Source organism: Nonomuraea sp. NPDC048882 (genome assembly GCF_040649755.1).
Classification (GTDB): Bacteria; Actinomycetota; Actinomycetes; order Streptosporangiales; family Streptosporangiaceae; genus Nonomuraea; species Nonomuraea maheshkhaliensis.
In genome coordinates this window covers 442314-460113 of the sequence record NZ_JBEZGB010000002.1, presented here as the reverse complement: position 1 = coordinate 460113, position 17800 = coordinate 442314, and the positions used below count along the sequence as shown (strand labels likewise).

Sequence of the window (17800 nt, the reverse complement as noted above, 5' to 3'; positions counted from 1 at the left end):
CCTTCTTACAGACATAAACCACTTGAGTATACGCATGTTTACTAGCCGCGCGGTTAGTGGGGTGTGGGTTGAGTAGAGTGCGGGCATGAGTCCCCAGGTGACTGAGGTCAGGCCACGCGATCGCGAGGCCACCCGGGAGCGGATTTTGCGGGCCGCCCGCATGTTGTTCGGCGAGCAGGGCTATGAGCAGGTGACCGTACGCATGATCGCGGCGGCGGCCGATGCCAACATCGCCCTGGTGGGCCGGTATTTCGGCTCGAAGGCCGGCCTCTTCGCGGCAGTCCTTGAGGGCGAGCCGGCCTTCAGCGCGCTGTTCGAGGGCGACGAGCGGGGGCTGCCCAGGCGGCTGGCCGAATACGCGGCCGAGCGCATGCGGCAGCCGCCGGACAGCCCGATCCTGCGCACGCTCGAACGCTCGGCCCGCCACCCCGAGGTGCAGGCAGTGGCCAGGGAGCGGCTGATCTCGGCGGTGCTGATCCCACTGGAGGCCAAACTCTCCGGGCCCGACGCCCGGTCAAGGGCCCGCATGGCCGCGTCGGTCTTCCTCGGCATCGGGGTCATGCGCCGCAGGGTCGGCCCCGAGCAACCCACGCCGGCCGACGTCGACCGGCTGACCGCCGTCTTCGAGGCCTGCCTGACGGAGTGAAAGTTTCACCCGCTTCCTCGGGTTTGACCTGCGGTGACGGCTAAAGGATCGATCCGATGTCTTTGTCCGGCGAGCCCGGCTCCCTAGCATCCGGGGTGCCGGTGGGAGCGCTCCCACACGACGGACGGAGTTATCCACATGTCTCGCAGCAGGTCCGTGCTGGCGGTGCTCCTCGCGGCGGCCGCCTCGGCCGTGGCGGGGGCGGTCGTCCTCTCCTCCTCCACCGCCCAGGCCGCCGACTCCGCTTTCTACGTGGATCCCCAGACGAACGCCGCCAAGTGGGTGGCGGCCAACCCGAACGACAGCCGTACCGGAGTGATCAGGGACAGGATCGCCGCGGTGCCGCAGGGCCGGTGGTTCGCCACCTACAACCCCGCGACCGTGCGCGGCCAGGTGGACGCCTACGTCGGCGCCGCCGCGGCGGCCGGCAAGATCCCGATCATGGCCGTGTACGCCATGCCGAACCGCGACTGCGGCGGCCCCAGCGCGGGCGGCGCGCCCGACCACGCGGCCTACCGGGCCTGGATCGACCAGATCGCGGCCGGGCTCGGCGGCCGGCCGGCCACCGTCGTCCTCGAACCCGACGCCCTGGCGATCATGACCAACTGCATGAACTCCTCCGAGCAGGCCGAGGTGAAAGCCTCCATGGCCTACGCCGGCAAGCGGTTCAGGGCGACGTCGCCGCAGGTGAAGGTGTACTTCGACATCGGGCACGACGCCTGGCTGTCACCCTCGGAGGCCGCCTCCCGGCTGACCGGCGCGGACGTGGCCAACAGCGCCGACGGCATCGCGGTCAACACCTCGAACTACCGCGCCACGGCGGGGCTGGTGTCGTACGCGAAGAACATCATCGCGGCGACCGGCGTCTCCCGGCTCAAGGCGGTCATCGACACCAGCCGCAACGGCAACGGCCCCGCCGGCAGCGAGTGGTGCGACCCGGCCGGGCGCGCCACGGGCACCTGGAGCACCACGGACACGGGCGACTCCGCGATCGACGCCTACCTGTGGGTCAAGCCGCCCGGTGAGGCCGACGGGTGCATCGCGCAGGCGGGGCAGTTCGTGCCGCAGCGGGCGTACGACCTGGCCATCGCCGCGCCGCCTCCCACCACTCCTACGGTGACGCCCACTGTGACCCCGACTGTGACCCCGACGGGCGGACCCGGCGGCTGTACGGCGACGTACAGCGTGACCAGTCAGTGGAACAACGGCTTCCAGGCCGAGGTCACCGTGCGGAACACCGGCACGTCGCCGCTGAACGGCTGGCGGGTCGGCTGGACGTTCCCGAACAACCAGACGATCTCCCAGCTCTGGAACGGCAACCTGTCGACGGGCGGCGGCTCCGTCACCGTCACCAACCTCGACTGGAACGGCGCGGTCGGCGCCGGCGCGACGGCCACGTTCGGCTTCCTCGGCGGACACTCCGGACAGAACGGCACCCCCGCCACGCTCTCCTGCACCGCCTCCTGAACGCCTTCCGATCCCCCACGGCCGCGCCGTGGGGGATCAGTCATGAAATAACGCCGCATTAGATGCTGTTGCATAGAGCTGGTCACACCGCTCTGCGAAAGGCGCGTACTCATGGCTCTGCCGCTGTCCATCCTCGATCTGGCGCACATCGGCGAGGGCGAGACGGCGGGCGACAGCTTCGCCGCCAGCGTCGCCCTGGCACAGCGGGCGGAAGAGCTCGGATATCAGCGGGTCTGGTACGCCGAGCACCACAACATGGCCAGCATCGCCTCCTCCGCGACCAGCGTCCTCATCGCCCACGTGGCCGCCCACACCAGCACGATCCGCCTCGGGGCGGGCGGCGTCATGCTGCCCAACCACTCGCCGCTGACCATCGCCGAGCAGTTCGGCACGCTGGAGACGCTGCACCCGGGACGCATCGACCTCGGGCTCGGCCGGGCGCCGGGCAGCGACCAGCAGACCATGCGGGCCCTGCGGCGCACGCACTCCTCGGCGGACTCGTTCCCGCAGGACGTGCTGGAGCTGCAGGGCTACCTGACGGGGGAGTCCCGCATCCCCGGCGTGGACGCCACCCCGGGCAAGGGCACGAACGTGCCGCTCTACATCCTCGGGTCCTCGCTGTTCGGCGCGCAACTCGCCGCGGCGCTGGGCCTTCCGTACGCGTTCGCCTCCCACTTCGCGCCCGCCGCGCTTGAGGAGGCCGTGGCCATCTACCGCCAGGAGTTCAAGCCCTCCGCGCAGCTCGACCGCCCCCACGTCATCGCGGCGCTCAACGTGATCGCGGCCGAGACGACGGAGGAGGCGCAGGAGCAGTTCCTCGACTCCAAGCGGCTGCGGGTCACCAGGTTCCTCGGCAGGGGGCGCACGTTCACGACCGAGGAGGCCGACATGATCCTCCAATCGCCCGCGGGTCAGCAGCTCGTGCAGATGGCCAAGTACTCGGCCGTCGGCGACCCGGCCGAGGTGAAGGCGTACGTCGACTGGTTCGCCGAGCACGCCCGCGCCGACGAGCTCATCGTGGCCTTCTCCGCGCCCGACAGGAAGGCGTGGATGCGGTCGGCCGAGCTGCTGGCGCAGGCGTACGGGGACTGAGGTTCAGTCCGCGACCAGCCGGGCCCTGGTGCCCTCGTGCTCGCGCTGGCGTCTGACCACGTACGTGCCCGGCGCGCAGCCCGAGCCCCCGTGCTCAGGATGGAGCAGGTAGACCGGGGCCGAGGCGGTGAAGACGCCGATCGCCAGGCCGTGGGAGTCCATGACGTTCGTGGTCCAGCGGCAGGTGCCGGGGTCGGCGACGAGGGTGTGCGGGTTGCCGCCGGCCGCGCCGCGCAGCAGCTCGACGCCTTCGGCCCGCACCGGCTCCCATCGGTCTTCTGGAATCAGTGTCACCGACGTGGCGACGAGCGGGAGCGGGATGACGATGAGGTCGCCCTGGGCCTGGAGGCCGTCGACGACGGGGATGCGGACCGACTGCTCAAGGTGGTCGAGCACGGCGAGTCCGGTTCGCTGGGTGAGAGAGGCGAGTGTGACAGTCATGGGCATCACCTAGGTTCTGCGGAGGAGTGTGGCGTACTGCTCGCCGGACAGCCCGTACGTCCATCCGGCGGCCTCGATCGGATCGTTGAGATAGGCGGGCACGGTGAGCCCGTACCTGCGTCGGTGGCCGTCGCGCTCGACCGAGCCGTTGACCGCGAGGAGCACCCTCGTGCCCCGGCGCACGTCGTAGAGCCGCAGCTCGGAGCCGGGATTGCCCGGGTCGGGCGCCCCTGAGACCAATCTCAGACCGGCCTGCTCGATGTAGGCGCCCCAGCCGAGATGCTCGATCGCGCACCGCCTGACCTCGACGTTGACCTCGTCGGCGATGCGTTCGGCGGTCGGGTTCTCGATCACCCAGGACGGCACCTGCGTGCCGTGCCAGGCGTGCACGGTCCATCCATCCGCGTACCGGACGGCCGGGCCGCGCGCGTGGTGCAGCCTGACCTCGTCGTCGTCGCCGATGACCTCGGTGCGCAGGTCGACCGGCCGTTCGGAGACGACGCACACGTGCCGGTCAGGCCACCACCAGTGGGACGAGCCGAGCGCGGTCGCCCACACCTCGAACCGGGCGTCGAGCGCCAGGCCGGCGATGCGGCGCAGCGCGTCGTAGCGGGCGAGCCAGGAGACGTACTGGGCCTGCTCCCAGCGCATCCGGCCGGGCGGCCCCCAGCTGTGCGCCCGCCGCAGCGGCGGGATCAGGCAACTGCTGATCGAGCGCTGGAGCGGGAAGAACACCTCCTGCTGGACGATACGGTCGAACGCCCAGTGTTGCTTGCGCATGCCCGCGTCGACGGACCGGCACCATTCGTCCCTGAGCTCGGCGAACCGGGTCAGGAGCGGCCACTTGTCCGGATGCTCGATGGAATGCGACAGGCCGGGGGGAACGGTCGCCAGGGCCGCCAGCGGTGAGGCGACCCAGTGGAACCGGGGTGGGGACAGCCCCGCCAGACGGTAGAGGGCGGAGACGGCGGCTTCGACGGCCGGGCGGTCGGTGGGGAGCGTCGACAGCGCCCGGCTCAGCCATTCGTGGCGAATCGCGGCAGCTTCCCGCTGCACGAGCACGCTCACCGGTTGAGGGCGGAAGCGCCCTCCTTTCGCATGATCATGCGATAAATGGTGACAGACGCCGGCAACTCTTGTCCACCACCCCTCGCTTCGGCGAGCCGCTCGGGTCATTCCATCCGGGGGTGCCGGCGCTGGTAGGGCCCGGTCGTCTCGGACGCGGGCGCCGGGGCCAGGCCCGCCGAGATGAGCTGCGCACGCAACGTGACGACCGTGCGTTCCAGCGCCCTGATCTGTGCCTGGAGCCGGTTGATCTGGTCGCGCATCGCGGTGGACGCACTCTGCTCGGTGGCCAGGTCGGTGCTCACCTGGGAGGTGTGCGTCTGCATCCGGACCAGCTGTTTCTCCAGCTGGCTGAGCGCGTCCTCGTAGATCGTCTTGGCCCTGATGAAAGCCTCGGCGTCCACCTTGGAACGCTCCAGCTCGGCCTGGCGCTCGACCTGGAGCAGCGAGGTCTCGTGGGTCTTCTTGTTGGCGTCGGTGGCCGACCGGAAGGCCATGTACGCCACTCCGAGCGGGACGGCGCCCACGGCGATCTGAATGAGAATGTCAGTCAGGCTCGGCATCGCCACCTCCTCCGACGGGCCGGATCACGCCCGTGTAGGCGATCCCGTCCTCGTGATGCCAGGCGTTCACGGTCAGCGCGATCGGAAACTCGGTGCCGTCGCGCCGCAGGCCCACCAGAGGGATGATGCGCCCGGACAGCTCGGAGCGGCCGGACGTGCTCACCCGGACCAGCCCGGCGGAGTGCTGCTCGCGCAGGCGGCGCGGCATCAGCATCGTCAGCGGCCGCCCCACGGCCTCCTCGGTGCTCCAGCCGAACAGGTCGGCCGCCTGGAGGTTCCACGACTGGATGATCCCGGCGGCGTCGGCGACCACCACGGCCGCCGCCGGCTGCAGGGCGCCGGGCAGCCGTCCGGGCGGCCGAGGCGCCTCCGGCCAGGTGGCGATCAGCGCGATCCAGCTCCCGAACGCCAGCCAGACCGCCCCGGCGACCCAGCCGCGCTGGTTGGCCCCGGTCAGGGTGGAGACCATGTGCACCAGCCCGTACAGCAGGAGCAGCGCGGTGGCGGCGGCGAACGCCATCCGGTCGGAGCGCATGAACATCTGCACCAGGCACAGGGTGCCGACGAGGAACCAGGCCAGCGCCCAGACGTTCAGCGGGACGACGGCGGTGAGCGTGGTGTAGGCCGAGGTGTTCCGCTGGGAGGCCGGGGCGAACGCCAGCGAGACGGCGATCACCTGCCCCAGCAGGCCGACGAAGGCGAGCGACGCGCCGCGCCGACCGATGCGGTGCAGGACGCGGCGGATTAAGGTCGCCCTGACGACGACTCCGTTACTCACGGTCGCTAGATTAATACATATAGTTAGTCCTAGATGGCTTTATCGTAACCTCTGCTCAGCGGGTTTTCCGCTGGGGTCGAGGTCAGGACATCGAGGGCTGGACCGGTCGCCGTATGGCTCGTTAGAGTACCCGTATGACTACTCTGGGTTACGACATTGATGCGCTGCGTAGTGCGTTCCCCGGCTGGTCCTTCTTCTACAGCGACGAGGGTGTCCTGTACGCGACCAGGCGCGGTGTCCGGCTGGATGACGACGAGATACACCGCGGCCTGCACCAGACGGTGAGCGCCAACGACATCGAGACGGTCGTCGACCTGCTCCAGGACCAGCAGCGCGTCGAGGCCGCCTGACCTGCCGCGCCCCTCTCAACGGCCTCTCAACGGATCCTCGACCTCCGCCGGCGGACGATTCGCGCCAGTGATGGACGACGAGGGAAAGAGGCACAGCATGAGGCAGGCGATCGTACGTCTGGGCACCACCGTCGCCGCGATGGCCCTTCTCGGCGCCACCCTGGGCGGGACGCCCGCCCAGGCGAGCGCTCCGGGCGGCACGTGCACCGGCTGGTCCCACGGCAACTACGACGACAACTGGGACACGATCGAGTCCTGTTAGCGGCTTCCTTTCCGAGAGGTCCTAGGATATACCTAGGAAGTCTTGGAAATGAGGAGGGCGCATGGCGCGGGCCGGGCTGACGGCGGAGCGGGTGACGGTCGCGGGCGCCGATCTCGCCGACGAGGTCGGGCTCGACCGGGTGACGATGTCGGAGGTCGCGCGGCGGCTCGGCGTGAAGGACGCCAGCCTCTACACGCACGTCCGCAACGTCGAGGACCTGCGCGGGCGGATCGCGCTGGTGGCCGCCGACGAGAAGACCGTGCGCATCGCGGAGGCGACCGCCGGGCTGGCGGGCAAGGAGGCGCTGGTCGCGTACGCGAACGCGTGGCGGGAGTTCGCCCACGAGCATCCTGGGCGCTACATGGCGACGCAGGTGCCGATCAAGATCGATCCAGAGCTGGCCGCCAAGGCGACGGGGCCGCGGCGCGCGGTCGAGCTGACATACAGCATGCTGCGGGCGTACGGGCTGGGCGAGCCCGATCTGACCGACGCCGTACGGGTGCTGCGCAGCACCTTCCACGGGTTCGTCGCCCTGGAGGCCGCGGGCGGGTTCGCCCACGCGCGCACCCCGCAGCAGACCTGGACCCGCACGCTCGACGCCCTGCACGTCCTCCTGGAGAACTGGCCGGAAGGAGAGCCCGCATGAGCGGTCTCCTGGACAACCGGCCGAGAGGAGCTCGCATGAACGACAGCCTGCGTGTGCGCGGTGCCACCCTGCACTACGAGGTGTGCGGCGAGGGGCCGCCGCTGCTGCTGATCCCCGGCGGGACGGGCGGCGCCGCCTCTCTGGAGGCCGTCGCCGCGGACCTGGCCGCCGAGTACACGGTCGTGACCTACGACCCGCGCGGCCTCGGCCGCAGCCCGCTCGACGACCCGGAGGCCGAGCAGCGGGTGGCCGAGCACGCCGACGACGCGCTGCGCCTGCTGGACCTGGTGGCGCCCGGCGAACCGGCCCGCGTCTTCGGCTCCAGCTCGGGCGCGATCGTCGCCCTGCACCTGCTCACCGCCCACCAGGAACGCCTCGAACGGGTGGTCGCGCACGAGCCGCCGGTGGTGGAGGTGCTTCCGGACGCCGCGGTCCACCGCGCCCTCGTCGCCCGCGTACGCGAGACGTTCCGTACGGAAGGGCTCATGCCCGCGATGGCCGTGTTCGCCGCCGGGCTGAGCAAGGACGGCGAGCCGTCGGCCGAGCCGGTTGAGCCGCCCGAGCCGGCTGAGGCGCGGCTTCCGCCGCAGGCGGCGGCGCGGGCCGAGCAGACCATGGCCGGCCTGCCGTTCTTCGTCGGCCGCATCGTGCCCGCTTTCATGTCCTACGTCCCGGACGTCGACCGGCTGGCGGCGCTGTCGGACCGGCTCGTGCTCGCCGCCGGCCAGGACTCGCGCGGCGAGCTGCCCTACCGCCCGGCCGCCTGCCTGGCCGAGCGCTTCGGCGCCGAGCTCGTGCACTTCCCCGGCGGGCACACGGGCCTGACCACGCATCCCGCCGAGTTCGCCGAACTGCTCAGGAAGACCCTGCGCGCCTGAGGCCGGTACGCGGACGAGCCACCCGGGACGCACCCGGGTGGCTCAGGACGGACCGGGCCGGTCAGACCTCCTGGACGTTGGCGGAGCGCACGGTCCACGGCGGCCCGCACGTGCCGCGCCCGGTGAACCGGTTACCGGCGAAGATGATCGGGCTGGCGAACGTGTAACCGTCGGAGCAGGTCACCACGATCCTGATCGCCCCGCTGAACACCGAGCAGTCGATGTCGATGTAGTACGCGGGGATGGGGACTCTGCGCGAGCACGAGTACTGGGCGTTCAGCGACGCCCCGCCGTCCTTGCCCGGCACGTCCGCGAGCTCCGAGGTCGACTGGTCGGTGAAGCCGCGTTCCGGCGCCGCGGTGGCCGTACCGGTGTGCAGCGCGACGGAGAACAGCAACGCCGCGATCGCGCCGAGCACGCCGATGAGCATTCTTCTTGCATGTACTGCCATGTCGTCGAAACCTTTCGCTGGTTTCCCTTTTCCGGCCCGGCCGAGCCCTGCGCCGTTACTTTCGCCGAGCCCGGGACTCCCGGTCATCGTCACTTCGCGAGAAACGCCGTCGTGGCGACTGGGCGGCGATTGTCACTCGTGCCAAAACAGGCCCGGTAAAGGAACCGGACAGGGTCAGATAAGGGTGTGTTCGTTCCACGCGCCCGCCAGCAGTCTGGCCACGGTGGTGCTCAGCACCCGGACGCCGTGGGTGGAGCCGGGCTCGATCCCCACCAGTTCCCGCACCCGCCGCAGCCGGTAGTCGAGCGTGCGCGGATGGATGTGCAGCGACTCGGCCGTACGCAGGCGGTTCATGTCGTGGCGGTAGTAGGCGTCCAGCGTCGGGACCAGGTCGGGCCCGTCGCCGAGCCGGCGCGCCGTCTCCCGCAGCCACTGGTCCACCTGCGGCGTCTCCACCGCGCCGAGCTCGGCGAACACGTCCGCCACTCCGTACGAGCGGCGCGGCACCCGCTCCATCGGCGCCACCCGGCTGACCTTCCGAGCCAGCGCGGCCGCCTGGGCCAGGGTGTGGCGGCGCCCGTGCGCGGTGCCGGTCGAGCACGGCCGCCCCACGATCTCGGCCACCGTCCGCGCCAGCGCCAGCCCCGCCCCCTCGGCCGCCGTACGGTGCTCGGGCCGCGTCCCGTGGTACGGCACCAGCGCCACCAACTCGTCCGGCTCCTGCCACCCGAACGGCACCCGGTGCCGCCGCAGCAGGGCGGACACCACCTCCTCCCTGTGCTTCGGCGGCGGCGCCGCGGCCACCCGGACGACCGTGACCAGGTAGTGCTCGGCCGTCGGCACCCCGAGGTGATCGGCCAGTTCGGCGGCCATCGGGTCGTCGTGCAGCACCATGGTGGCCAGCAGGTGCACGCGCGAGGCCATCGGCAAATACCGCTCGTACCCGCGGAAATAGCCGCGCGTGTAGGCCGCCTGCGCCGTCGTGCCGTTGCGGCCCAGCCAGTCGATCAGGCGCATCGTGTCGGCCAGATCGCCCGGCCCGGCCGCCTCCGAGATCTCCCGCAGCGTGAAGGCGGCGTGCAGCGCGAGCGCGCCGCGCTGGCAGGCGGGCGCCACGCCCTGCGCGCCGCGCTGCTCGCCGACGGACTCGATGAAGGCCAGGTCGCTGTCCAGCAGCGGCTCGCCGGACGCGGCCAGCTCGGCCGTACGCCTCCGTACGACGACCGCGAACTCCATCATCGACGCCCGCGCCCTGGGCTCGGCCGCCTGGAAGCCGGCGATCTCCCTGGCGCAGGCGTCCACCACTTTCCTGGCATTGTCGTCGGCCCGGCTTTTGAGCATGCCGAAGAGGTCCCCCATGTCGAATTCTCCCCGTGACGTCGCCGTGTCTCCATGAAACGCGCAGTTCCGTATTCGCCGGAGCGACGCCCGCGTATCAAAGGAATTTTCCGGCGCCACTGACAACGTGTCGGAACGCGGCGCGGGACCAGGAGAATGAGCCCGATCCCGAATTTCGGCCGGCCGTTCCACGGTGAAAGTTTCACGACGCCGGCGCCCCGTGAAACCCGGCCGAGGGTGCCGTGAAACCGGCGCCGCCGAGAGTGGCGCCATGAGCATCACAGAACTCGACCCGCCCCCCGACGTGGCCGTACGTGCGCGGGGCTTGGCGAAGACGTTCGGCGGCCACCGCGCGGTCGACGGCATCGACCTGGACGTGCGGACCGGCGAGATCTTCGGCGTGCTCGGCCCGAACGGCGCCGGGAAGACCACCATGCTGCGGATGCTGGCCACCCTGCTGAAGATCGACGCGGGCCGGGCCGAGATCTTCGGGGTCGACGTGGTCGATCAGCCGCACGTCATCCGCCAGCTCGTCGGTGTCACCGGACAGTACGCCTCCGTCGACGAGAGCCTGACCGCCCGCGAGAACCTCTGGCTCTTCGGCCGGCTCCAAGGCGTCGCCAGCCCGCGCGCCCGGAGCATCGCCGCCGAGCTGCTGGCCCAGTTCGGTCTGGAGGAGGCCGCCGACAAGCCGATCGCGCAGTTCTCCGGCGGCATGCGGCGCCGCCTCGACCTGGCGGCCAGCCTGATCACCAGGCCGCCGCTGATCTTCCTGGACGAGCCGACCACCGGGCTCGACCCGCGTACCCGCGGCCAGATGTGGGAGACCATCCGCGGCCTGGTCGCCGACGGCTGCACCGTGCTGCTGACCACCCAGTACCTGGACGAGGCCGACCAGCTCGCCGACCGCGTCGCCGTCATCGACCACGGCCGCAAGGTCGCCGAGGGCACGCCCGACGAGCTGAAGACCGCGGTCGGCAACTCGACCCTGCAACTGCTGCTCGCCCGGCCGGACGACGTACCCGCCGCCGTGCAGGTGGTGCGGCGCGTGCTCGGCTCCGACCCCGTGCTCAGCCCGGAGCAGGGGCGGCTCAACGTCGCGCTGGACCAGGCCGACCTGGCGGCGGAGGTGCTGATCGCGCTGCGCACCGCCGGATTGTCGATCACCTCGGTGAGCGTGGCCAAGCCCAGCCTGGACGAGGTCTTCCTCGCCCTCACCGGCCACGAGACGGAAGACGGCACGACCGGCCCCACGGAGGAGAACCGATGAGCACCACGATCGCACCCGCCCGCGAGGCGGTCCGCGCCACCGACCGCGTGGCCGCCGCCCGTCGGCGTGTCACCGTCGCCGAGACGTTCGGCCAGACCATGACGCTGGCCTGGCGGGCGCTGAAGCGGATGCGGCGCAACCCGGAGCAGTTCTTCGACGTGGCGTTGCAGCCCATCCTGTTCACCGCGATGTTCGCCTACATCTTCGGCGGCGCCATCGCCGGCGACGTCGAGAGCTACCTGCCCCTGATGATCCCCGGCATCCTCGCCCAGACCGTGCTGACGACCTGCATGGCCACGGGCACGCAACTGCGCGAGGACATGGAGAAGGGCGTTTTTGACCGGTTCAAGTCGCTGCCGATCGCCAGGATCGCGCCACTCGCCGGCCCCATGGTCGCCGACCTGCTGCGGTACACGATCGCGGCCACGTTGACCTTCGGCATGGGGATCGTGATCGGCTATCGCCCGGGAGGCGGAGCGGTCGGCGTGCTCGCCGCGATCCTGCTGTCCATCTTCACGGGCTGGTCGCTGGCGTGGATCTTCACCTGGATCGGCACCATCGCCAGGAGCGCCCAGGCCGTGCAGGGCATCTCGATGATGATCCTGTTCCCGCTGACGTTCCTGTCGAACGCGTTCGTCCCGGTCGAGACCCTGCCGGACTGGCTGGCGGCGTTCGTCCGGATCAATCCGGTCTCACATCTGGTCACGGCCGCTCGTGACCTCGCCAACAGCGCGGTCGTCACCGGGGAGGTGGCCTGGACGCTGCTCGCCGGCCTGATCTTCATCGCGGTCTTCGCGCCCCTGTCGGTACGCAGCTACAAGCGGCACATGTGACCCGGGCCTCGGGGCGGCCCGCTCCACGAGCCGCATCGCCTCGGCCAGCAGGTCGGAGCCGCGCCGGGCGCCGTACTCGGCCCGCACCGCGGCGAACGTCCCCGGCGCGATCCGCTCCGCGCACGGCTCGATCCGCTCGATGGACATGCTCGGCATGGTGCCGTTGTACGCGAACCGCTCGGCCAGCAGCAGCAACCTGATCGCGTCACCGGGATCCATGGCCCCCCGCAGCAGCCCCCAGGCGCCGAGCCCGAAGAGCATCGAACCGCACATCGGGTAGTCGAGGACGGGGTTGTCGGGGAGCAGCAGGTCGTAGCTCCTGACGACGGCGAACAACTCCTCGCCGTACGGGACGTCCTCCGGCGTCGCGTGGTAGGCGTACGCCGTCAGCGCGATCGACTCGGCGATCACCGTCCACGGCGCGTGCTCCATGCGCGGCACTTCAGGCATGCGCAGGTCGCGCGCCCGTTCGACGGCCAGCCGGTACTCCGCGAGCGCGGCGGACGTCCGGCCGCGGGCCAGCGAGAGCTCGGCGGCGCACAACGAGACGATCGCCATCCCGCCGATCACCGCCTCGCTGTCGTTGATCCTGGAGACCGCCGCCAGCTCCGCCTCCGCGCCGTCCAGGTCGCCCTCGGCGATGGCGCAGGCCACCAGCACCGCACGCAGCTGCGCCTCGTCGTCGCCGGCGCTGAGCCGGCTCAGCACCGGGATGGCGAGCCGGGCGTACTCGACCGCCCGATGGCGCTCGCCGAGGTTCAGGGCCAGGTGGGCCAGCATGGCGTGCAGGATCGCGACCAGCCACGGACCCTCGTCGCCGCGGACCAGCTCCAGGGTCCGCTCGGCGGCCGCGATGGCTCCGCGCACGTCGCCCGCGTTCTCCAGGATGTGGGCGATCTGCCGCGCGGCCGCGAACGCCACGTTCCTGTCGGGGCTCTCGGCCAGCGCCGACAGCCGCTCCAGCATCTCGGGGCCGCCGAGCCCGTCGCACTCGAGCATCACCCACCCCAGCGCCGCGACGCGCGGATCCGTCGTCTCCGTGATGGGCAGCGAACGGAGCAGCTCGCGCAGCACCACCCCGTGATCGTCCACGATGATCATGATGTTGACCAGCGCGATCAGCAGCGCGCTCCTGGTCACCTCGACCAGGTGAGGCGGTGGTGTCCAGCCGGCGAGCACCTGATTGATCGCGTCCCGATGGGCGAGGACCCGCGTGTGGTCGCCGCGGATCGACCACAGCGCGCCGATACCCGTGAGCAGCCGCACCGTCATGACCGGATCGGACTCGCCGAGGGCCTGTCTGAGCAGGTCGGCGAGGTTGCTCTCCTCCGCGCGCAGCGCGTCGGCCGCCGCGAACTCCTCCGGGCTGAACAGCCGCGAAGCGTGGTCGAGCGCGTACGCCGTCGCCCACGCCCGCTGCGCCGCGCGGGCGGGCTCCTCCTCGCCGGCCTCCCTGAGCCGCATCCGTCCGAACTCCCTGACGGTCTCCAGCATCCGGTAGCGCAGGCCGTACGCGGTCTCGCGGACGCTCAGCATCGACTGCTCGGTCAGCGCGGCCACGGCGGGCAGGGCGTCAGGGCCCAGGACGTCCTCGGCCGCGGCCAGCGTGAACCCGTCGCCGAACAGCGACAACCAGCGCAACGCCCGCCGCTGCGGCTCGTCCAGCAGGTTCCACGACCAGTCGATGACCGCGAGCAGCGTCTGATGCCGGTCGGGGGCCGTCCGGTTACCGCCGCGCAGCAGCGCGAACCGGTCCGCCAGCCGCCGCGCGATCTCCTCCACCGACATCACCCGCACCCGCGCCGCGGCCAGCTCGATCGCCAGCGGCAGCCCGTCCAGCCGGGCCACGATCTCCGCGACGACTTGTTCGTCGATCCGCACGTCGGGGCGGGCCGCCGTGGCCCGCTGGCGGAACAACTCCACCGCGTCACCGGTCGGCAGCTCGCCGAGCAGGTAGACGCGTTCGGCCGGGATCGACAGCGGCGCCCGCGAGGTGACGAGCACCCGCAGGTCGCGGGTCGTCACGGTGAGGAACGCCACCAGGTCGGCGACGGCCTCGATCAGGTGCTCGCAGTTGTCCAGGATCAGCAGCGCGGGAGCCTGGTCGAGATGCCGCGCGATCCGGGCGCGGACGTCCGTACGCTGCTCGGCGGTCATCACCCGGCGGCTGCTGACCGAGTCGCGTACCCCCAGCACCGAGCCCACCTCGCCCACCACGCCCTCCGGCGAGGAGACGCCCACGAGCTCGACGAAATGGGCGACGGGCTGGGCCGCGTTCCTGCCCACCACATGAGCCAGCCGCGTCTTGCCCAGCCCACCCGGGCCGATGATCGACACCACCCGGTGGGTGTGCAGCAGCGCGTGCACCGCGCGGATGTCATCGTCCCGGCCGAGCAGCGACGAGCCGTCGTACAGGATGCCCTGACGCACCGGCCGATCGGCGGCCAGCAGCTCGGCGTGCACGCGGGCCAGCTCGGGCCCCGGCTCCGTACCCAGCCGCGCGACCAGCCCGGCGCGATACCGCTCGTACCGCTCCAGCGCGGGCCCAGGACCCCGTACGGCGGCCTCGCTGCGCAGCAGGCAGGCGAGCAGCTCCTCGTCCTGCGACCGCCCGGCCGCGACCTGCTCCAGCAGGGGCAGCGCACCCTCGTGGGCACCGCTCCGGCTCAGGGCGACGGCCGCGATCCGCCGCGCCTCACCCACCCACCCAGCCGCCACCCCCCGCAACTCACCGAGCGCCCCGACCTCCTCAGCGACCACGGCGCCATATGCATCACCGGCCCTCGAAGCACCACCACCGATACCACCGGCCCTCGAAGCACCGCCACCGGCACTACCAGACCTCGAAGCACTCCCCACACCATCAGCCATGATCATCATGGCCTCATCGGCACGGCGGCGCGCAAGCACCATGTCACCCTCGGCCAGCGCCTCCCGCGCCTGCTCCACCAGCCCGCCGAGCAGCAACGCGTCCACCTCGTCAGCCGGCAGCCCGAGCCGATACCCGCGCGGAATCCGTACCACGACATCGGCCCCGGTCGCCGCCCTCGTCCGCGAGACGACCACCTGCAGCGCCTTCGTCGGATTGGCCGGCGCCTCCTCGGGCCACAACTCCTCGACCAGCCGCTCGTCACTCACCCCCGCGCGCCCGTGCAGAGCGAGCACGGCCAGCAGCGTATGGGCGCGATCCCCGACCACGCGCACACCCCGCCAGCGAACTCCGTCCAGCAGGACCAGGGCAGGGGACATACACACAGCTTACGGACGACCGCCCGCCAAGGCGCGGCCCGGAGCCCGCCTCATGATCCCCACCGCACCCGAACCCCCACCCGATCGCCCGGATCAGGTGGCCGGATCGATGATCATATGCTTGAAGACGAGGTCCAGCGCCGCTTCCGCGTGCTCGGCGACAATCGGTGCAGGCGGGCTGAGCTGCACGATGTTGCGGTGATCGTGATGCAGCCGGTATAGCCACTGATCGTCGAACGCCAAGTTGCCGCTGGTCTCCAGAGTTTCCCGAGCCTCGGCGATTTCACTGCTTATCCGAACGATGAACCGGCGTGACATCGATGGCAGCGCTGGAGGCGAATCTCTTGACGCGTTCCCGATTGCTCACCCGCCGAACGGCCCAGTCGCCGGTCGAAGGACTTCCGGCAATGGCGCCGACGTTGACGAATTCCCCGGTCCGTGGGGCAGGGAGACAGCGAACGATGGAATAGAGATACCCGCTCACTGGGTCTTACGCTCCCTTCAGGACCAGCGCTCGGAGACGGCCTGCCACGGCGGGTGCCCGATGCATCAGGAACCAGCCGAGGGGCTTCGTCTGGCACTGGCCACGATGCCGGCACGGCACGCAGGATCTTGACGTCGATATGTGAATAGTCCCCCGAGAATTGATCATGGCTCTCTGAGAGACTTACCGCATCCCCAGCCCAGCGTGGCGACTGAATATCGGACCCTTCGCCGGAATAAGGGTTTCCCCTCCAGAAAGGTGGATGCATGAGCGTTGTTCTGGCGTTGCTCGGTGTTGTTGCGTCGATCGCCGGAATTGTCCAAACCGTGGTCGTCATCATCGAGCGGGCCGAGCGCAAGCGCCGAGAACTGCAGACAACCACATCGGACGACAGGAGCAGTGGGGCCGGTGACCAGGCGGCACCTCGCGTCGACTCCGCGGCGTTCAGCATAGAGGCGCCCTGGAATCCGGATCTTGTCAGCAGCTCATGGCGTTCGGCCCTCGCATACCTTCTCGGGTTCGTCGGAGGATTGATCTTCTGCCGCAATCGCCGGCCTCAGGTGCGTTTTAACGCCGTGCAGTCGATTCTCATCGACATCGTCTCCGTCGTATATTTCTTGGTCAGTCTGGTGTTGGTGGTCGTCTATATTGCAATTCGATATCAGGGCGCTGAGATCCCACCAAGCGACATCGTCATGTGGACCTGGACGCTCGCATCCCTGCTCGGACCGCCGGCCCTGCACCTTCTCCTGACCATCCTGGCGCTCACTGGCCGGAACCCCCGTATCCCGCTGCTCTGGAAGGTCGCGGCCTCCGTCACCGCTCGTCCGGCCACGGACGCCGGCCCGGCGAGACCCGTCTCCTCCCAGCCCCGGCCGAGGCGGTCCCAGGGCGCCGGTCCGGCGAAGACCGGATCGGCCGCTCATTCCTTCGACCCCGTCTGGGGCCGAATCAGACGGCACGCGGGCGAGGCGTTCCAGCTCCGCCGCGGTGCCACCTTCACCTATCGGCTGAGCGAGAACGAGATCTACCCAGACCGGACGAAGATCGGCATTCACCGCTCCAACTTCGCCCGCGCATGGGACCGGCGCCCGCTGTCGGGCCCTGGGCAGCTCAGCAAGGACATCATCGGTCCTTCGTACGTGTACGCGATCCTCACCGACCCGCGGATCACAGCCGAAGGAGTCGGATCACGCCCCATGGCAACCGAACTGGTCGAGGAACACCCGTACGAACCGGCCCTGCACCGCGGGCGCCGCGCTGCCGAGGGCGGATGTTCCTGGCACGGCAGTACCTGCGAAGACCCTGTGGTCGCCAGCGTCCTGACCCGGGACAAAGGCGGAGAGACGTGGCACGCCGTCTGCCGTCGAGCCTTGAACGCCCTTCGCGGCGGCAACTGACGGGCGAGGCCGGCCAGGTAGGTGATCTGTTCTGGCCTGAGGTGTTCGTTCGACGATGAGGGGCATCGCGTGATCAGCCGTCGTCGCGGCACAGGCAGAAGGGGTGGCCGGCCGGGTCGAAGAGCACCCGGACGTTGTCCTGTGGCTGTTCGGCGGCGACCGAGGCTCCGAGAGCGACCGCCTCGGCGACCGCGGAGTCCAGGTCTCCGACCTGGAAGTCGAAGTGCATCATCGGGCGCTGCTGCCCGGCGGCGGGTGGCCAGACGGGAGCCTGGTATCCGGTCGCCTGCTGGAACACGACATAAACGGATCCCTCGGGGGCTGCGAGAATCGTTGTTCCCGGCTCCTGATGGCCGATGGGCCACCCGAGCAGTTCGGAGTAGAACTTCGCCAAAGCAGCGGGGTCGGGTGCCTCGATGGCGGTGCCCCACCACATGCCCTTGGTCCGAGATCGCACGGGTGCACCTTCCACGTAGGCGTCGGTCGTGGAGGCACGCTACCGCCGGTTGCGGACGATCTACTTCCGGAAAGGTGCACCATTGGGTCGCTCGCCCGAGAATCGATCACCTCCGGCGTCGTCCCGCCGA

At 70.4% G+C, this 17800-nt stretch carries 19 protein-coding genes and 1 pseudogene; 10 read left to right on the top strand and 10 right to left on the bottom strand.

Features of this window, described 5'->3' with window-relative positions; all coding sequences use genetic code 11:
- Window positions 1-85 precede the first annotated feature (85 nt).
- From AB0C27_RS07335 to AB0C27_RS07325, 3 genes are all read left to right on the top strand, one after another.
- Entirely contained in the window at window positions 86-646 is a 561-nt protein-coding gene (locus tag AB0C27_RS07335; RefSeq protein ID WP_357839202.1) for a TetR family transcriptional regulator, read from the top strand.
- A 138-nt stretch (window positions 647-784) separates the two neighbouring features.
- On the top strand, window positions 785-2113 hold the full coding sequence (locus AB0C27_RS07330) for a glycoside hydrolase family 6 protein (protein WP_357839199.1): 1329 nt from the start codon (window positions 785-787) through the stop codon (window positions 2111-2113).
- Window positions 2114-2224: 111 nt separating this feature from the next.
- Window positions 2225-3205, top strand: a complete 981-nt coding sequence (locus AB0C27_RS07325) for an LLM class flavin-dependent oxidoreductase (protein ID WP_357839196.1) — start codon at window positions 2225-2227, stop codon at window positions 3203-3205.
- A 3-nt stretch (window positions 3206-3208) separates the two neighbouring features.
- On the opposite strand, the gene AB0C27_RS07320 is transcribed toward AB0C27_RS07325, so the two are convergent.
- The 4 genes from AB0C27_RS07320 to AB0C27_RS07305 all read right to left on the bottom strand — a co-directional run bounded on the left by AB0C27_RS07320 (window position 3209) and on the right by AB0C27_RS07305 (window position 6052).
- Complete coding sequence (locus AB0C27_RS07320; RefSeq protein ID WP_357839193.1) at window positions 3209-3646, bottom strand: hypothetical protein; 438 nt, start codon at window positions 3644-3646, stop codon at window positions 3209-3211.
- Between the two features lie 9 nt (window positions 3647-3655).
- A complete protein-coding gene (locus AB0C27_RS07315) occupies window positions 3656-4714 on the bottom strand; it encodes a DUF6745 domain-containing protein (protein WP_357839190.1) in 1059 nt (352 codons plus the stop codon).
- A gap of 104 nt (window positions 4715-4818) precedes the next feature.
- Entirely contained in the window at window positions 4819-5274 is a 456-nt protein-coding gene (locus tag AB0C27_RS07310; protein WP_357839187.1) for a hypothetical protein, read from the bottom strand.
- Window positions 5258-6052, bottom strand: a complete 795-nt coding sequence (locus AB0C27_RS07305) for a PAS domain S-box protein (RefSeq protein WP_357839185.1) — start codon at window positions 6050-6052, stop codon at window positions 5258-5260. The genes AB0C27_RS07310 and AB0C27_RS07305 overlap by 17 nt, the downstream gene beginning before the upstream one ends.
- A 134-nt stretch (window positions 6053-6186) precedes the next feature.
- Between AB0C27_RS07305 and AB0C27_RS07300 the strand changes: the two genes are divergently transcribed.
- From AB0C27_RS07300 to AB0C27_RS07285, 4 genes are all read left to right on the top strand, one after another.
- Complete coding sequence (locus tag AB0C27_RS07300) at window positions 6187-6402, top strand: hypothetical protein (protein ID WP_346102210.1); 216 nt, start codon at window positions 6187-6189, stop codon at window positions 6400-6402.
- A 97-nt stretch (window positions 6403-6499) separates the two neighbouring features.
- Window positions 6500-6664 carry a hypothetical protein gene (locus AB0C27_RS07295; RefSeq protein WP_357839182.1) on the top strand — a complete coding sequence of 55 codons (165 nt, stop codon included), beginning with the start codon at window positions 6500-6502 and terminating at the stop codon, window positions 6662-6664.
- 61 nt (window positions 6665-6725) lie between these two features.
- Complete coding sequence (locus AB0C27_RS07290) at window positions 6726-7310, top strand: TetR/AcrR family transcriptional regulator (RefSeq protein WP_357839180.1); 585 nt, start codon at window positions 6726-6728, stop codon at window positions 7308-7310.
- Window positions 7311-7345: 35 nt separating this feature from the next.
- The gene (locus AB0C27_RS07285) at window positions 7346-8188 is read left to right on the top strand and encodes an alpha/beta hydrolase (protein ID WP_357839177.1); all 843 of its coding nucleotides are present in this window, start codon (window positions 7346-7348) and stop codon (window positions 8186-8188) included.
- Between the two features lie 61 nt (window positions 8189-8249).
- Here the strand turns inward: AB0C27_RS07285 and AB0C27_RS07280 are convergent, their stop codons facing one another.
- Both AB0C27_RS07280 and AB0C27_RS07275 read right to left on the bottom strand, forming a co-directional pair.
- Entirely contained in the window at window positions 8250-8639 is a 390-nt protein-coding gene (locus AB0C27_RS07280) for a hypothetical protein (protein ID WP_357839174.1), read from the bottom strand.
- A gap of 174 nt (window positions 8640-8813) precedes the next feature.
- A complete protein-coding gene (locus AB0C27_RS07275) occupies window positions 8814-9998 on the bottom strand; it encodes a helix-turn-helix domain-containing protein (RefSeq protein WP_357839171.1) in 1185 nt (394 codons plus the stop codon).
- Between the two features lie 250 nt (window positions 9999-10248).
- On the opposite strand from AB0C27_RS07275, the gene AB0C27_RS07270 reads away from it, so the two are divergent.
- Both AB0C27_RS07270 and AB0C27_RS07265 read left to right on the top strand, forming a co-directional pair.
- The gene (locus AB0C27_RS07270) at window positions 10249-11247 is read left to right on the top strand and encodes an ATP-binding cassette domain-containing protein (protein WP_357839168.1); all 999 of its coding nucleotides are present in this window, start codon (window positions 10249-10251) and stop codon (window positions 11245-11247) included.
- A complete protein-coding gene (locus AB0C27_RS07265; RefSeq protein ID WP_357839166.1) occupies window positions 11244-12080 on the top strand; it encodes an ABC transporter permease in 837 nt (278 codons plus the stop codon). Before AB0C27_RS07270 ends, AB0C27_RS07265 begins: the two co-directional genes overlap by 4 nt.
- A 1683-nt stretch (window positions 12081-13763) precedes the next feature.
- On the opposite strand, the pseudogene AB0C27_RS07260 reads toward AB0C27_RS07265, so the two are convergent.
- The 3 genes and pseudogenes from AB0C27_RS07260 to AB0C27_RS07250 form a co-directional block, all read right to left on the bottom strand.
- Window positions 13764-15329 (bottom strand): annotated as a pseudogene (locus AB0C27_RS07260) (BTAD domain-containing putative transcriptional regulator); the annotation flags it as partial.
- Between the two features lie 93 nt (window positions 15330-15422).
- A complete protein-coding gene (locus AB0C27_RS07255; RefSeq protein WP_357840716.1) occupies window positions 15423-15647 on the bottom strand; it encodes a hypothetical protein in 225 nt (74 codons plus the stop codon).
- A complete protein-coding gene (locus tag AB0C27_RS07250) occupies window positions 15613-15813 on the bottom strand; it encodes a DUF3037 domain-containing protein (protein ID WP_357839163.1) in 201 nt (66 codons plus the stop codon). Before AB0C27_RS07250 ends, AB0C27_RS07255 begins: the two co-directional genes overlap by 35 nt.
- 266 nt (window positions 15814-16079) lie before the next feature.
- Between AB0C27_RS07250 and AB0C27_RS07245 the strand changes: the two genes are divergently transcribed.
- The gene (locus tag AB0C27_RS07245) at window positions 16080-17213 is read left to right on the top strand and encodes a hypothetical protein (RefSeq protein WP_357839160.1); all 1134 of its coding nucleotides are present in this window, start codon (window positions 16080-16082) and stop codon (window positions 17211-17213) included.
- Between the two features lie 73 nt (window positions 17214-17286).
- On the opposite strand, the gene AB0C27_RS07240 is transcribed toward AB0C27_RS07245, so the two are convergent.
- On the bottom strand, window positions 17287-17670 hold the full coding sequence (locus AB0C27_RS07240) for a VOC family protein (RefSeq protein WP_357839158.1): 384 nt from the start codon (window positions 17668-17670) through the stop codon (window positions 17287-17289).
- Window positions 17671-17800 lie beyond the last annotated feature (130 nt).